We start from the raw sequence: 14102 nt of genomic DNA, 5'->3' as shown, positions 1-14102 counted from the left end.
CCCGTCGTGCTGACGGACGGCGACATCGTCCTCAGGCCGATAAAACTGCGCGACCAGCGGGCGTGGCGCGAGGTCAACCGGCGCAACCGGGACTGGTTGCGCCCCTGGGAGGCGACCATTCCGCCGCCCACGCCCAGCGGCCCCATCGCGCACCGGCCGACCTACCGTCAGATGGTCCGGCACCTGCGCTCGGAGGCGAACGCGGGCCGGATGCTGCCGTTCGTCATCGAGTACCAGGGGCGGCTCGTCGGGCAGTTGACGGTCGCCGGCATCACCTGGGGCTCCATGTGTTCCGGGCACATCGGTTACTGGGTGGACGAGGCGGTGGCCGGCCGCGGAGTCATGCCGACGTCCGTGGCGCTCGTCGTGGACCACTGTTTCCGGGCCGTCGGTCTGCACCGCATCGAGGTCTGCATTCGCCCCGAGAACGGGCCGAGCCGGCGGGTCGTGGAGAAACTCGGATTCCGCGAGGAGGGACTCAGGCCGCGTTATCTCCACATCGACGGAGCCTGGCGCGACCATCTCGTGTTCGCGCTCACCGCGGAAGAGGTCCCGGACGGGTTGCTCAGCCGCTGGAAGCGGGCAGCCTCCCAGCGGAGGAATCCCGCATAAATTGAATGCGTGTTCGAAATTGATCGCTCGGCGACCGTCTCACGGCATTAAATTCCCGGCCCCGGCGACCGGCTGATCGCATCGGTCACAAAAAAAGTTCGAAATATCAGCCAGATCGTGCGACACACCGGCCCAATTGGCGGATGGCCTCACGCAAACCCCTCTACCGTGTGAGGCGTGAGCAGCAGCGGCCTCATCTACGCAGTCATTGTCGGGGCCTGGGCCGCCTACTTGGTGCCGATGTGGCTCCGTAGGCAGGACGAGCTGAACGAGGCCCGTCCGACGGAACGCTTCAGCACCGCCATCCGGTTGCTGTCCGGACGAGCGGGCATGGAGCGTCGGTACGCCAGGGACCTGCGCGCGCGCTCCGCCGAAGAGGGGGAGCCCGGCGCGGACGCACCGGACGCGATCACCGACTCGGTGGACGTCCGGGCCTTCGCCATGCCTCCGACCCGCCCGCAGGCGCGCGCGGACGTGCAGGCGCCGGCGTCGGGGCGTGCGCAACCGGCGCGCGACAGGTCGGAAGCGCCGGAGTCCGGATCAAGTTCCGCGCCCGCCCGCGCCGCCTCCGCACACCACCGGTCGGGCGACTCCGCGCCGGCGCGGAAGCGAGTGCCGAGCGCGCGGCGCACACCCGCGCAGGAAGCCGCCGCCGCGCGCGCCCGGCGTACCAAGGTGCTCGCGCGCCGTCGGCGCACCACCGTGATGCTCTTCCTCGCCTTCACGCTCGGCGCGATCGTCGCCGCCGTCGGAGGCCTGGCGTTCCTGTGGGCGCCCGGCGTGCCCGCCGTACTGCTCAGCGGGTACATCGCCTACCTGCGCGCCCAGGAGCGCCGGCGCTTCGCCTTCCAGATGGACCGGCGCCGGGCCGAGGTCGCCGCGCAGCACCTGCGCGAGCGCGCCCGCCAGCCGCGCCGCCGCCCCACCGTCGAGTCACCGGTCGACGAGCCCGAGGAGGGCCCGGAGCCGGAGGCCGACCCCGGGCTGTCCGCGCTGGCCGCCGACCGGCGCGCCCTCGTCGAGCAGACCGACCACGCCGAGTGGGTCGACCAGCAGCGCGAGCGGCAGCGGCGGCCGGGGCACGGGGACAGCTGGGACCCGGTACCGGTGCCGCTGCCGACGTACGTGACCGCGCCGGTCGCTCCGCGGGCGACCTCTGACGTGGACCTCGGGGCGCCGGACGCGTGGAGCTCGGCGCGGTCGAGTGCCGTGGCCCCGGACCAGGAGACGCAGGACGCCGCCGCGGCCGAGCACCGGGACGGCGTGGAGGCGCCGGGGGCCGACGCGGAGGACAGGGCCGAGGATGACGGGCGCAGCGACGCCCGCCGGGCGGCCTCCGCGCGCCGGGCGCGCGAGCGGGGGCGTACGCCGCTGTTCGACCAGTACGAGGACGGGGACCGGCCGAAGGCCGCCAACGAGTAGCCGACGGCCCCGAGCGCCTTCGCCGGCCCCGCACCCCGCGGTCTCTCCCGCCCGTCCCACCTGTGCCGCTGCCCTCCACCCGGCCGGGAACGGATTTCCAAGCACGCGGATCGGGGTGCTAGAGTTTCACTCGTTGCAAGGGCCTGTGGCGCAGTCCGGTAGCGCACCTCGTTCGCATCGAGGGGGCCAGGGGTTCAAATCCCCTCAGGTCCACGCAGCTCAAAGCCCCTGTTGGTGATCACCGACAGGGGCTTTGGCATGCCGTACAGCAGCTAAGTACAGCAACTACTTTGGATCTTGCTTCCCAAGGTGCTTGCCCAGCTTGCGAAGTGCCCGCCGGGTCGACTCGGACGGGACGTGCGTGTAGACCTCCATCGTCACCGCGATCTTGCTATGGCGAAGGATCTGCATCGCGACTCGGGGGTGCACGTCGAGGGCTGCAAGCAGCGAGCCGCAGGTGTGCCGGGTGTCGTGCAGACGGATGCGGCGGACGCCGGCGCGAGCCGACCGAGCGACGAACAGCCGGTTGAAGTTGCGGGGTTCGTACGGCGTGCCGTAGCGCGTGGTGAACACGAAGTCGGATTCGGTCCACAGCTCACCAGCGGCTTGCTTCGCCAACTCTCTTTCCTTCAGGCGGAGTTGTAGCGCCGTGACGCAGATCTGCGGCAGCGGAAGCGTGGCCGTGGACGCCTCGGTCTTGGTCTCGTCATGGACCAGGCGCCGGTTGATCCGCTGTAGCTGCATCTGCACCGTGATCTCTCCGGCGTCCAGGTTCACGTTCTCCCAGGTGAGGCCCAGCACCTCGCCGCGCCGGAAGCCGAGGACCAGGATGAGGACATACGCCGCGTACAGCGGATCATGCGCCGCGCTCGATGCTTCGAGGAACTGCCGGGCCTCTTCCACGGACCACGGGTGCCGCTTCGTCTTCCGCGCCGATCGCACCTTGACCAGACCCGCCACGTTCTTCGAGATCAGCTCTTCCGTCATGGCGTTGGTCAAGGCTGACCGCAGGACCGCGCGGGCATCCTGGACCGTGCGGCGAGATGGGATGCGCTCACAGCAGGCGCCGGCCGCACAGCAACGAGCCGTGTCCCGCTTCGCGTCGAGGCCCTGGGCGCAGCACTGGCACTGTTCCAGAAGGGTGTTCACCCAGCTCCGCACGTCTCGCACGGTGAGCTTGTCGAGCCGCTTCGAGCCCAGCCCCGGCACGATGTAGAGCCGGACATGCATGGCGTAGGTCTCGGCCGTCTTGGGCTTCAGATCAGGCTCTACGACCTCCCGCAGCCACCGCGTGAGGTACTGCGCCAAGGTCGGTGTCGAGGTGACCACCGGCCCTTCCTTCGCCTCAGCGTGCAGTTTGATCCACTTGTCGTGGACCTCTTCGCGAGTCTTGCCATAGACGTACTTCCGCTTGCGGTTGCCCTCGGGGGTGGTGACCCAGGCGTACGCGGCGAAGCCGTTCTTGTACGGGTAGATCGAGCCTTCGCCGTTGCCACGCTTGCCGCTCATGCCGACCACTCCGCTTCTGCTTCCTGGGCACGGCGTTCGACGTATTCGTCCACGTAGCGAGGCAGGATGCGGCGGTTGCGGCCGTCCTTGATGGAGCGAATCTCCCCGGTGAGCACCAGCATCTTGGTCTTTGAGAGGCCATAGCCGAGCATCTCGGCGACCTCTGCCGTGGTGTACCACTTGCGCGTGATCACAGCCGTCGTCATGCTGCGGCTTCCTCCCATTCGAGTTGGTCTTGCAGGGCTTCGCGTGCGATCTCTCGGTTCAGTCGGATGTCCTTTGCGATCGATTCGGCCAGCCAGGACTCTCCCGGCGTGTGGCCCTGTCCGGCGTAGGTCCAGTGGGCGAGCACGAGCGTGGAGCCCTCCGAGTCGTCAAGGTCCTCGGACAGGCCTCGCTCACGGCGTTCCTGGCGGGCGCGGTAGTCGGCCCGCACCTGCCGGAGGGCGCCCAGGGTGGTGGAGTAGCGGCGGGACTTGGTCGAGAAGTGCCCGCGGAAGCCGAGCATGTGAGCCCACCGCGCCAGCATCCGGTCCGGGTAGGCGTCGTCGAGATCCCAGCAGGCTTCGATCAGACGCCGGGTGTGCGCAGGCAGCGGCAGCTTGTCAAGTTCTCCCAGCTCCCCGATCCGGTGATCCACCGTGCCCGTGGTCTCCGCCGCCTTGGTGGCGTACTTGGCCACGTAGGAGGCCACCGCCGCTTCGGTCAACTCCTCACTCCCAAAGGCGCCGATCGCCTGCACGTCGACCTGAGAGCCCCACCGCAGCACCCGCGCGGGGAAGTCACCGGAAGCAGGCACCGGCACAGAGACCCGACCGGCAGCGGCACGGATCGCGCCGTCCAGGAGAGCGATCGTGGCCCACGCCGGCGGAGCGGTGTCGGGCCCGTCGGGACCGTCGAGGCGCACAACGGCGTGGAAGTGCACGGCGCCCCGCTTCTGGAACTCCGCGACCTTGCCGAAGGAGACCCGGCACACCTCCTTCAGGGCCGACTGCGTGAGGCCCGCACGGTGCGCGATCTCCCGGCGGAGGTAGATGGTGAACCGGCGCCACAGGTCCCCGGCGAAGTTGTTCCAGAGGACCGCCCCGGCGTAGTCGTACCGGTCCGGGTTGAGCGCCGTACCGAGAGCGGGATCGTCCTCCGCGTGGGAGCTCCCGCAGCGGCAGCGTCCGGAGTCCGGCCGGTTGTGCACGGGCCCGAACGAGGGCGCGGTGAGCGTGGCGAAGACCCGGGGGTGATCCCGCACGACCGGTGAGACACCCTTATTGAGGTCACCGGTGATCCCGGCACGGATCAGGTGGTACGTATCCCCGGCGTAGGTCCAAGCACAGGCCGGGCAGCGCGAGGCACGGCGATTACCGCAGGCCACCCGCAGCATGCCGCCCGGCTCACCGTCGGTGCTGTACGAGTAGAGAACGTCACCGGTCTTCGCATCACGGGTGACCGTCTGGCCTTGAAGCCGGATCGGGTGCGCGCAGCCACCGGTACGGCGGACCTGTTCCTGCCAGCGGTCAAAGCCGGGCGAGTTGGCCACCCGAAGCATGTCCGCGAGGGTGATCGGGTCGGTGCCCAAGGAGGCCGCAGCACCGGCCACGGCCTCAGGGGCGACGGGGAACTCCGTCACAGGTAGTCCTCCCTCGGGTAGCCGTGTCCGAGGGGCGGATACAGTCCGCGAAGCTTGGCGTCGTCCTCCGCGTACATCGCATCGTTGATCACAGTGAAGAAGTGGGTGTACGGCCTGACGTCGTGCCGATCCAGCCACACGTTGATCCGACCGGCGCGCTCTTCGTCCGCGGCTTCCTGCGCGTGCAGGGGATCTTCGAAGTAGGTCACTCGGCACCCCCGCCCTGGCACACCCAGCACGGGACGTAGCCCTCCTCGTACCAGCCGGAGGCGTCGTCGATGACCTGGTTGACCCAGAGCTTCCCGGCGTCATCGCACCTCGGGCACGGACCGTCGATCACGGCCGGGAGGTTCCGCGCGGCCGGGGCAGGAGCGGTCCACCCGATGGTGATCGCCGCCAGAGATTCCGCGAGGCCCAGGCGCCGCTTGGAGGGAAACCGCTTCTTGTGACGGCGGTTGATCTCCGGGGTGGTCATGTCGCGCAGCCACAGCAAGCGGTGACCGAGCAGATGGGACGCGCGCAGGCGGATCTCTTCACGACCGAGACGAGCGACGCCCTGATTGATCCAGCCGACCACGGCCGCGTCCTGCGACCCCTGCAAGAGGTAGCCATTCGGCATGTCCGAGGCGTACAGCGCGACCGCGCGCTCCATGGCCTCCAGCTCTTCGAGTAACACGGCCGACGGCAAGTGCGGAGCAACCAACGTTGCAGGCATGATGGAGCCTCCCCTAGTGGGATCAGCCCCGGACTGTGTCGTGATCTTGGCGGATGCGCACGGTCCGGGGCGCCTTGTTGTCCGGCACTCTCGAAGCTACCCGCAGAAAAACTGCGAGTCAACAGAAAACCTGCGACTAGCAGTCTTGGTTCTACTCTGCGAGACTGAATGCGACGAGATGGAGGAGAAATGGACAACTTTGGGCTTTTTGTTCGCTTCACGCTTCGCGATGGCGCAGGCGAGGCATTCGACGCACTGATCCGAGAGACCGCAGCGGGAATTCAGGCCCATGAGCCCGGCACGCTGGTCTATGCGTGCCACCAAGTTGAGGGCGCACCCAACGAGCGGATCTTCTACGAGCTGTACGCCGACCGCGAAGCATTCGAGGAGCACGAGCGTCAGCCCCACACCCGGCACTTCCTTGAGGAGCGCTCCAAGTACGTTGAGAAGACTGAGGTTGACCGGCTTCAGCCGTACGCCGGCAAGCACCCCACCGGAGCTGAGGCGTGACAGGCTCCGACACCAAGACCCTCGGCCAGCGAATCAAGGAACTGCGCCGCGATGCGGGCATGTCGCAAAGCGACCTCGCCGCCGCAATGGGGCGCTCGGAGAGCTGGGTCTCACAGGTCGAAAGAGGCGTACAGCCTGTGGAGCGTCTGTCGGTGCTTCAAGCCCTTGCCGACGCGCTGAACGTGTCCGTTCGCGAGGTACGCCCTGATGCAGCACCAACCGAGGAGGCCGGGCCCGCAGAGACGCAGCGCAGCAATGATCTCGATGGCCTACGTGTAGCCCTCACCGGACACCCTGCCCTGGGCAGCCTCTTTGAGCAGCCGCCGACTGAGCCGATCCCCCCGTTGGCAGACTTCCGACAGCGTGTGGAAGAGGCGTGGACGCTCGCCCATGCGTCAAGCTATGCGGCGTTGAGCGATCACCTAACCGAGTTGCTGCCGAGCATCGAGACCGCAGTACGGCACGCGCCAGCCAGTGACCGCATTGACCTTCATGCCCTCCGCGCCAAGGCATACCAAGTCGCAGCCGCGAGCTTCACTCGGCAGGACCAGGCCGATGCTGCTTGGGTTGCTGCAGACCGTGCGCTACAGGCTGCCGAACTCGCAGGCCAACCCTTGGAAGTTGTTGCGAGCCTGTTCCGCATGGCTCACGCGTTCATGCGGCAGCAGCACATGGAACAGGCCGAGCAAGCAGCGAAGTCCGCCGTGACTGTCATGGCGCCCAGGGCGGAATCGCCCGCGTGTCCCCCTGAAGAGCTATCGCTGTTGGGTGCCATGAACTTGGTTCTCGCTGTGATCAACGCGAGAGAGGGTCACCGGGCAAAGACGCATGAGCACATCAACCGGGCTCGCGAAATCGCGGCACGGTTGGGGGAGGACCGCAACGACTTCGACACGGAGTTCGGGCCTACGAACGTCGAGATCCATGCGATGAGCACGGCGGTCGAGTTGGGAGACGCGGGACTAGCCCTAGAGGTAGCCCAGGCGGTTGACGCATCAGGTCTTTCGCCCGAACGGCAGTCGCGTTTCTTCCTTGACGTGGCGCGGGCACACGCGCAGCGGCGACACGTTGGCGAGGCTACAGCCGCCCTCTTGGAAGCCGAAAGGCTGGCTCCGGAGCAGATCCACGATCACCACCTAGCCCGCGAAGTAGTCCGAGATCTGGTCCAACTGTCGGAGCCTCGTGTCCCTGAATCCTTGCGTGGCCTAGCCGAACGGAGCGCGGTCGGCTGATCGCCTTGGCGACCCGAGTTACGGGTTTCTCTACCTCATCAAGCCCCGGCTGCGCTCCGCTCCGCCGGGCGCGCTCCCGGCTCCGCTGCGGGCGACGCTCCTGCCTCCGGCCCGCTCCGCCCGCGCTGCGCCGACGCGCGCCCACATGTGGATAGGGCCGGACGCCATGAGGGAGCTCCCGTACAAGACATCGGCGGGGCCGGTCGGCTCCGAGACTTTAGGCAGCCACCATGGGGCGAGCCTCGAAGATCATGGCCCTAACGTCGTGCTTTAACGGGCAGGTCCACAGACTGCCCGACGCGCCGGAAGCTTACAGGGCCATGATCACTCGCCCCATGGCAGCTCCAGCCCAAAGTCTCGGAGCCGACCTCTCGCCGTTGCTGGCTGCCGGCCAACGGGGCGGGGGAGGGGGGAGGGAAGGGTGCAGTACAGCAGCGAAGTACAGCAACCACCTTGACCGCAGGTGACCGCCTACGGTCGCTAACAGCCCCTTGACCAGCGCAAGAGACCTCAGCAACCCTCGTGCCCATAGTTCGCATCGAGGGGGCCAGGGGTTCAAATCCCCTCAGGTCCACCGCAACAACTGGTCAGGGAAACCTGGGGCAGTTGATGAGATCCCGTCCGATCGGAAGATCGGGCGGGATCTTTGGTGTGCGCTCTCGAGCCGGAGGCTCGGCTGACAGCGCGTCAGCCGAGCGGGAGCGCCGGTCTGCTCAGGCACCCAGCGGCTTCGCGAAGCAGCGGCTGCTTTCGTGGAAGCGGTAGTAGCCGAACTTCTCGCACGGCTCGTAGCCGCTGGACGTGTACAGGGCGATGGCCTCCGGCTGCTTCAGGCCGGTCTCCAGGACCATCCGGGCGCGGCCCGCCGCCCGCGCGTCCTCCTCCAGGGCGGCCAGGATGCGGCGCGCGAGGCCGCGGCCGCGGGCCGGGGCCACCACGAACATGCGCTTGAGCTCGGCGTCGCCGTCGCGGTTGCCCTCGCCGTTGGCGTCCTGGGCGCGCCAGCCGCCGGTGGCGACCGGGCTGTCGTACTCGTCGTACGCGATCAGGTAGACGCCGTTCGGGGGCTCGAAGTGGGACGGGTCGAGCGGGGTGGCGTCTCCGCCGTCGCCGTAGCGGACGTGGTACTCGGCCTGGACCTCGTCGTTGAGCTTGACGGCGTCCGGGTGGTCGAAGGGGACGCGGCGAATGTTCATGCTGTGGACCGTACACCTGTGCGTAACCGGGATCCGGACTGCGTCCAGTGTGCCGGTAGGGTTCCCGGGTGCTCACTGTGACCTCCGTCAACGTCAATGGACTGCGTGCCGCCGCGAAGAAGGGCTTCGTCGAGTGGCTCGCCGGGACCTCCGCCGATGTGCTGTGCCTGCAGGAGGTGCGGGCCGAGCCGCAGCAGCTGTCCGAGGAGGTGCGCACCCCGGACGGGTGGCACGTCGTGCACGCGCCGTCCGCCGCCAAGGGCCGGGCCGGCGTCTCCCTCTACACCCGCCGTGAGCCCGACCGTGTCCGGGTCGGATTCGGCTCGGCCGAGTTCGACACCACCGGGCGGTACGTCGAGGCCGACCTGCCCGGGGTCACCGTCGCCTCCCTCTACCTCCCCTCCGGCGAGGTCGGCACCGAGCGGCAGGACGAGAAGGTCCGCTTCATGGCCGAGTTCCTCGTCCACCTGAAGGCGCTGCGCGAGCGGGCCGCCGCCGAGGGGCGCGAGGTCGTCGTCTGCGGCGACTGGAACATCGCCCACCAGCCGGCCGACCTCAGGAACTGGCGCGGCAACCAGAAGAACTCCGGCTTCCTCCCCGAGGAACGGGAGTGGCTCACCCAGGTGTTCGACCAGACCGACGGCGGCTACGTGGACGTCGTACGCGCCCTGCACCCGGACGCGGAGGGCCCGTACACCTGGTGGTCCTACCGGGGACGGGCCTTCGACAACGACAGCGGTTGGCGCATCGACCTTCACGTCTCGACGCCGGGGCTGGCGGCCAAGGCCGTGAAGGGGTACGTCGAGCGGGCGGCCACGCATGACGAGCGCTGGTCGGACCACGCGCCCGTTACGGTCGTCTACGACCTCCGGTAAGGCCTCCTGTCAATCCCGCTTGCGCAACCGCCGGTCCAGTGCCAGTGACAGTTCCGCCTCCACCACGCTGCGGGCCAGGGGGCGCAGGCGGTGGAGGTCGTCCTCGGTGCCGTGACGGAGGACCAGGGCCGCGAACATCTCGGCGAGTTCGTCAACGTGTTCGCGGACGCGGGCGGCCGCTGCCAGGACCTCGGCGAGGGGGATACCCTCGCGGACCAGGGCGGAGGAGACGTCCAGGAGACGGCGGCTGATGTGGACGATCTCGTCGCCGTCGGTGCCCAGGTAGCCGAGGTCGAGAGCGGCGGCGAGGTTCTCGGGGGTGGCCTGGCCCTCGAAGCGGGCGGCGAGTTCCTCGGGGGTGAGGCGGACGGGCTCCTCCTCGGTGGGGGCGACGCCGAGGACGTCGGCCACGTCGCGGCCGTGGTCCAGGGCCTCCGCCAGTTCCGCGATTCCGGTGAGGGTGTGGCCGCGTTCCAGGAGCGCCGCGATGGTGCGCAGCCGGGCCAGGTGGTGGTCGTCGTACCAGGCGATACGGCCCTCACGGCGGGGCGGCCCGATCAGCTTGCGCTCGCGGTAGAAGCGCAGGGTGCGCACCGTGATGCCGGCCAGCCGCGCCAGCTCCTCCATGCGGTACTCACGCTTCTCGGTCACGACGGCACCCTATGTTGTACTCCCGGTAACTTCCTTCCCCGCGCCCCCTACCCATCGGTACGGAGCTGCTCTACCCTCCCATTGCGCCAGTGTTCACTGGCGGAGTTGCGGAGGAAGGGCGACGGCATGGCCGAACACGAGCATGTGCGGGTGGCGGTGATCGGGTCCGGGTTCGGCGGGCTCGGGGCCGCCGTACGGCTGCGGCGCGAGGGTGTCACCGACTTCGTCGTGCTGGAGCGGGCCGGGAGCGTGGGCGGCGCCTGGCGGGACAACAGCTATCCCGGGTGCGCGTGCGACGTGCCGTCCCATCTGTACTCGTTCTCCTTCGCGCCCCATCCCGACTGGCCGCGCACCTTCTCCGGGCAGGAGCACATCCGCGCCTATCTGGAGCATGTGACGGACGTCTTCGGGTTGCGCCCGCACCTCCGCTTCGACTCCGAGGTCAAGATGATGACCTGGGACGGTGCGAAGCTCCGGTGGGACATCGAGACCAGCTCCGGATCGCTCTCCGCGGACGTCGTCGTCTCCGCCACCGGGCCGCTGTCCGACCCGAAGATCCCCGAGATCCCGGGGCTGGACTCCTTCCCCGGCAAGGTCTTCCACTCCGCCCGCTGGGACCACGACCACGACCTGCGCGGCAAGCGGGTCGCGATGGTCGGGACGGGCGCCTCCGCCATCCAGATCGTGCCGGCGATCCAGCCGGAGGTCGGCCGCCTCACCCTCTTCCAGCGCACCCCGCCCTGGGTGCTGCCCCGCGTCGACCGTGCCATCACCGGGGCCGAACGGGCGCTGCACCGCGCGCTGCCCTTCACCGCCAAGGCCCGGCGCGGACTGCTGTGGGGCATCCGGGAGTTGCAGGTCCAGGCGTTCACCAAGCATCCCGACGAACTCGGTTTCGTGGAGCAGTTGGCCAGGCGGAACATGGGCCGTGCCATCAAGGACCCGGCCCTGCGCGCCAAGTTGACGCCCGACTACCGCATCGGCTGCAAGCGGATCCTGCTCAGCAGCGAGTACTACCCGGCGCTCGCCCGGCCCAACGTCGACGTCGTGGCGAGCGGGTTGGCCGAGATCCGCGGTTCCACGGTCGTCGCCGCCGACGGGAGCGAGGCCGAGGTGGACGCGATCATCTTCGGTACGGGCTTCCACGTCACCGACATGCCCATCGCCGAACGGGTCGTGGGCGCCGAGGGCAAGACCCTCGCCGAGGCATGGAAGGGCGGGATGGAGGCCCTGCGCGGGGCGTCCGCCGCCGGGTTCCCGAACTGGCTGTCGATCATCGGGCCCAACACCGGCCTGGGGAACTCGTCGATGATCCTGGTGATCGAGTCCCAGCTGAACTACATGGCGGACTTCCTGCGCCAATTGGGCGTCCTCGGCGGCCGCGCGGCCCTGGACGCCCGGCCGGCCGCCGTCGCCGCCTGGAACCGCCGGGTGCAGGAGCGGATGCGGCGGACGGTGTGGAACACCGGCGGCTGCACCAGCTGGTACCTCGACCCCAGTGGCCGTAACACCACCATCTGGCCCGGGACCACGACCGAGTTCCGGCGGGCCACCCGGCGGGTCGATCTCGCCGAGTACGAACTCCTGCGCGTCCCCGCCGCGTCGGCCGCGGAGGTGGGCGCGTGAGCCGCCCGATCGCCGTGGCCTCCGGGCCGTACGCCCCGCCCGCCCCGAACCGTGAACTCACCGCCGTCTCCGCCGACGGCGCCCGGCTGCACGTGGAGGTCCACGGCCCGGACGGCGCCCCCGCCGTCGTCCTCGCCCACGGCTGGACCTGTTCGACCGCCTTCTGGGCGGCCCAGATCCGGGACCTCGCCGTCGACCACCGCGTCATCGCCTACGACCAGCGCGGCCACGGGCGCAGCCCGGCGAGCCCGGCCTGCAGCACGGAGGCCCTCGCGGACGACCTGGAGGCCGTGTTCGACGCGACCCTGATCCCCGGTGAGCAGGCCGTGGTCGCCGGACATTCCATGGGCGGCATGACCGTGATGGCCGCGAGCGGGCGGCCCGGGTTCCGGGAGCATGTCGCCGCCGTCCTGCTGTGCAGCACCGGGTCCTCACGGCTGGTCGCCGAGTCGACCGTCGTACCGATGGGGGCCGGTGCGCTGCGGACCTGGCTGACCAGGCACATCCTCGGCTCGCGCGCGCCGCTCGGACCGGTCACGCCCCTCGCGCGCCGGATCCTCAAGTACGGGACTATGGGCCCGGGTTCGGCGCCGCACATGGTGGAGGCGTGCGCGCGGATCGTGTACGCCTGCCCGCGCACCGTGCGCCACGCCTGGTCGCAGGTGCTGGACCTGCTCGATCTCGACCACGCCGTACGGGAGTTGAGGGTGCCGACGGCCGTCGTCGTCGGGACCGCCGACCGGCTCACCCCGCCCGTGCAGGCGCGGGCGCTGGTGGCGGCGCTGCCCGACTGCGTGGGCCTGACCGAGCTGCCGGGGCTCGGCCACATGACCCCGGTGGAGGCGCCGGAGCTGGTCACGGGCCGGATCCGGGACCTGGTGACGACGTACGTGACGATCAAGGAGGGTGCATGAGCAGGGTGAGCCTGGAGGGGCAGGTCGCGGTCGTCACCGGCGCCGCGCGCGGGGTCGGCGAACTGCTCGCGCGCAAACTGTCGGCGCGCGGGGTCAAGGTGGCGCTGGTCGGGCTGGAACCGGACGCCCTCAAGCAGGTCTCCGGGCGGCTGCACAGCGACAGCGACCACTGGTACGCCGACGTCACCGACCACGAGGCGATGAGCCGGGTGGCCGCCGAGGTCAAGGAGCGGTTCGGGAAGGTCGACATCGTCGTCGCCAACGCGGGCGTCGCGACCGGCGGGCCCTTCGTCGACTCCGATCCGGAGGCCTGGCGGCGGGTGATCGAGGTCAACCTCATCGGATCGGCCGTCACCGCACGGGCGTTCCTGCCGGTGCTGATGGAGAGCCGCGGCTATCTGCTGCAGATCGCGTCCCTCGCGGCGATCACCCCGGCGCCGATGATGACCGCGTACTGCGCCTCCAAGTCCGGTGTGGAGGCGTACGCGCACAGCCTGCGGGCCGAGGTCGGGTACAAGGGCGTACGGGTCGGGGTCGGGTATCTGTCCTGGACCGACACGGACATGGTGCGCGGCGCCGACCAGGACGAGGTCATGCGGGAGTTGCGGCAGCGGCTGCCGTGGCCGTCCAACAAGACGTACCCGCTGGGGCCGGCCGTGGACCGGCTCGTGGCCGGGATCGAGCGGCGGTCGAGCCATGTGTACGGGCAGTGGTGGCTGCGCGGGATGCAGGGCGTGCGCGGATACCTGCCGGGGATCATCGGGACCGTCGGACAGCGGGAGATGCGGCGGTTCGGGTCACGGCTGGAGGGCATGCGCGGCGGCCTCGTCGGCGCAGGTGGGGCGGCGGACGAGGCGGCTCGGGCTACGCAGCGTAACTGATCGAAATGCGAGGGTTGTCGGGTCGTGTGAATCTGGTCGAGGCCCGATCAAGGGCCTTTCCCCTCACCCTCAACGGGAGTGAACCCACATGGGTATGAAGGACCAGTTCCAGGAGAAGTCGCAGCAGTTGCAGGACCAGGCCAAGCAGAAGGCCCAGCAGGGCCGTGAGCAGGGTCAGCGTGGCCGTCAGCAGGGCCAGGGCCCGGGCCAGGACCGCGACCGTGACCGTGACCGGATGCGGGACGAGGAGTCGGACCGCATGCGGCGCGAGGAGGAGCCGCTCGAGGACTTCGAGGCGTAGCCGCTGCGCTTGGCTTTGGCCGACAAGGTGGGGT

The 14102-nt window shown here is 69.4% G+C and carries 16 protein-coding genes and 1 tRNA gene; 10 read left to right on the top strand and 7 right to left on the bottom strand.

The window, feature by feature from the left end; all coding sequences use genetic code 11:
- Positions 1–6: 6 nt before the first annotated feature.
- The 3 genes from MKW14_RS19365 (at position 7) to MKW14_RS19355 (ending at position 2247) form a co-directional block, all read left to right on the top strand.
- Complete coding sequence (locus MKW14_RS19365) at positions 7–612, top strand: GNAT family N-acetyltransferase (RefSeq protein ID WP_240863871.1); 606 nt, start codon at positions 7–9, stop codon at positions 610–612.
- A gap of 177 nt (positions 613–789) precedes the next feature.
- Entirely contained in the window at positions 790–2034 is a 1245-nt protein-coding gene (gene sepX, locus MKW14_RS19360) for a divisome protein SepX/GlpR (RefSeq protein ID WP_240863870.1), read from the top strand.
- 139 nt (positions 2035–2173) lie between these two features.
- Positions 2174–2247: transfer RNA gene (locus MKW14_RS19355), tRNA-Ala, on the top strand.
- Positions 2248–2319: 72 nt separating this feature from the next.
- Here MKW14_RS19355 and MKW14_RS19350 read toward each other — a convergent pair.
- The 5 genes from MKW14_RS19350 to MKW14_RS19330 are packed head-to-tail and all read right to left on the bottom strand — an operon-like array spanning position 2320 to position 5882.
- Complete coding sequence (locus tag MKW14_RS19350) at positions 2320–3552, bottom strand: site-specific integrase (RefSeq protein WP_240863868.1); 1233 nt, start codon at positions 3550–3552, stop codon at positions 2320–2322.
- The gene (locus tag MKW14_RS19345; protein WP_240863866.1) at positions 3540–3749 is read right to left on the bottom strand and encodes a helix-turn-helix domain-containing protein; all 210 of its coding nucleotides are present in this window, start codon (positions 3747–3749) and stop codon (positions 3540–3542) included. The genes MKW14_RS19350 and MKW14_RS19345 overlap by 13 nt, the downstream gene beginning before the upstream one ends.
- Complete coding sequence (gene repSA, locus MKW14_RS19340; protein ID WP_308314610.1) at positions 3746–5137, bottom strand: replication initiator protein RepSA; 1392 nt, start codon at positions 5135–5137, stop codon at positions 3746–3748. The genes MKW14_RS19345 and repSA overlap by 4 nt, the downstream gene beginning before the upstream one ends.
- 26 nt (positions 5138–5163) lie before the next feature.
- Positions 5164–5376: a hypothetical protein gene (locus tag MKW14_RS19335; protein WP_240863864.1), complete on the bottom strand. Its 213-nt coding sequence runs from the start codon at positions 5374–5376 to the stop codon at positions 5164–5166.
- Positions 5373–5882, bottom strand: coding sequence for a hypothetical protein (locus MKW14_RS19330; protein WP_240863863.1), 510 nt, complete (start codon positions 5880–5882; stop codon positions 5373–5375). Before MKW14_RS19330 ends, MKW14_RS19335 begins: the two co-directional genes overlap by 4 nt.
- 189 nt (positions 5883–6071) lie before the next feature.
- Here MKW14_RS19330 and MKW14_RS19325 point away from each other — a divergent pair, with 189 nt between their 5' ends.
- The gene (locus MKW14_RS19325; protein ID WP_240863861.1) at positions 6072–6392 is read left to right on the top strand and encodes a putative quinol monooxygenase; all 321 of its coding nucleotides are present in this window, start codon (positions 6072–6074) and stop codon (positions 6390–6392) included.
- The gene (locus MKW14_RS19320; RefSeq protein ID WP_240863858.1) at positions 6389–7624 is read left to right on the top strand and encodes a helix-turn-helix domain-containing protein; all 1236 of its coding nucleotides are present in this window, start codon (positions 6389–6391) and stop codon (positions 7622–7624) included. Before MKW14_RS19325 ends, MKW14_RS19320 begins: the two co-directional genes overlap by 4 nt.
- A 713-nt stretch (positions 7625–8337) precedes the next feature.
- On the opposite strand, the gene MKW14_RS19315 is transcribed toward MKW14_RS19320, so the two are convergent.
- The gene (locus tag MKW14_RS19315; protein WP_240863856.1) at positions 8338–8820 is read right to left on the bottom strand and encodes a GNAT family N-acetyltransferase; all 483 of its coding nucleotides are present in this window, start codon (positions 8818–8820) and stop codon (positions 8338–8340) included.
- A 68-nt stretch (positions 8821–8888) separates the two neighbouring features.
- Here MKW14_RS19315 and MKW14_RS19310 point away from each other — a divergent pair, with 68 nt between their 5' ends.
- Positions 8889–9695 (top strand): exodeoxyribonuclease III, encoded by an 807-nt coding sequence (locus MKW14_RS19310; RefSeq protein WP_240863854.1) that lies wholly within the window; start codon positions 8889–8891, stop codon positions 9693–9695.
- Between the two features lie 9 nt (positions 9696–9704).
- On the opposite strand, the gene MKW14_RS19305 is transcribed toward MKW14_RS19310, so the two are convergent.
- Positions 9705–10346 (bottom strand): MerR family transcriptional regulator, encoded by a 642-nt coding sequence (locus MKW14_RS19305; RefSeq protein ID WP_240863852.1) that lies wholly within the window; start codon positions 10344–10346, stop codon positions 9705–9707.
- 126 nt (positions 10347–10472) lie between these two features.
- On the opposite strand from MKW14_RS19305, the gene MKW14_RS19300 reads away from it, so the two are divergent.
- From MKW14_RS19300 to MKW14_RS19285, 4 genes are all read left to right on the top strand, one after another.
- Positions 10473–11972, top strand: a complete 1500-nt coding sequence (locus MKW14_RS19300; RefSeq protein WP_240863850.1) for a flavin-containing monooxygenase — start codon at positions 10473–10475, stop codon at positions 11970–11972.
- The gene (locus MKW14_RS19295; RefSeq protein ID WP_240863848.1) at positions 11969–12886 is read left to right on the top strand and encodes an alpha/beta fold hydrolase; all 918 of its coding nucleotides are present in this window, start codon (positions 11969–11971) and stop codon (positions 12884–12886) included. The genes MKW14_RS19300 and MKW14_RS19295 overlap by 4 nt, the downstream gene beginning before the upstream one ends.
- The gene (locus MKW14_RS19290) at positions 12883–13767 is read left to right on the top strand and encodes an SDR family oxidoreductase (protein ID WP_240863846.1); all 885 of its coding nucleotides are present in this window, start codon (positions 12883–12885) and stop codon (positions 13765–13767) included. Before MKW14_RS19295 ends, MKW14_RS19290 begins: the two co-directional genes overlap by 4 nt.
- A gap of 88 nt (positions 13768–13855) precedes the next feature.
- The gene (locus MKW14_RS19285) at positions 13856–14068 is read left to right on the top strand and encodes a hypothetical protein (RefSeq protein ID WP_240863844.1); all 213 of its coding nucleotides are present in this window, start codon (positions 13856–13858) and stop codon (positions 14066–14068) included.
- Positions 14069–14102: the final 34 nt, after the last annotated feature.

Source organism: Streptomyces gilvus (genome assembly GCF_022513565.1).
Lineage (GTDB): Bacteria > Actinomycetota > Actinomycetes > Streptomycetales > Streptomycetaceae > Streptomyces > Streptomyces gilvus.
The sequence above is the reverse complement of the archived record's forward strand: the minus strand, read 5'-3'. Positions and strand labels throughout refer to the sequence as shown.